This is a genomic window from Chitinophaga sp. 05T412 (genome assembly GCF_056396465.1).
This window is the reverse complement of the sequence record NZ_JBFTLN010000069.1, coordinates 1-574: the sequence shown is the minus strand read 5'-3', so window position 1 is coordinate 574 and position 574 is coordinate 1. Positions and strand designations below refer to the sequence as shown.

The 574-nt window shown below is 54.7% G+C and carries 1 protein-coding gene; it reads right to left on the bottom strand.

What is annotated here, in order from left to right; translation table 11 throughout:
- The coding region (locus AC1DFM_RS34705; protein ID WP_477081370.1) for an AMP-binding protein at window positions 1–574 on the bottom strand (574 nt) is incomplete at both ends.

Here is a 574-nt window from a genome sequence, read left to right as displayed (position 1 = left end):
TGCGGTAAATGCGGCGACCAGCCGTAAAAGGATGCGGCACAAACTTCTCTGCCGTCAGCTCCGGTTTGTGCAGGTAGCCTCGGGCCAGCCCGTCGCCGCCAATGCAGATCTCTCCGGCCACGCCTACCGGCTGCACCGCGTTGTCTGCACCCAGCACATAGAGTTGTGTATTCCAGATAGGACGACCTATCGGAATGCGCTGATCTCCCGGGCGCGTAGCGTAATAAGTAACATCTACAGACGCCTCCGTAGGCCCGTACAGGTTATGTACCGGAGCGACCATACGGGCATACCAGTTACGCACCGTTTCGGCAGACAATGCCTCCCCGCTGGTCACGACCAGCCGAAGGCTATCTAAAGCAACACTAATATCTTCGTCTTCAAATAAAGCAGTAATAAAGGCATTGAACATACCGGGCACAAAATGCAGGCAGGTAATGCCATGATGCTGTATCAAGGCACGCAAACGCTCCGGCGCACCGATATCATCTTTGTGGCAGAGCACCATACGGGCGCCCCAGCACAGTGGCAGAAACAGTTCCCATACCGATACATCAAAAGTGAAAGTGGTCTT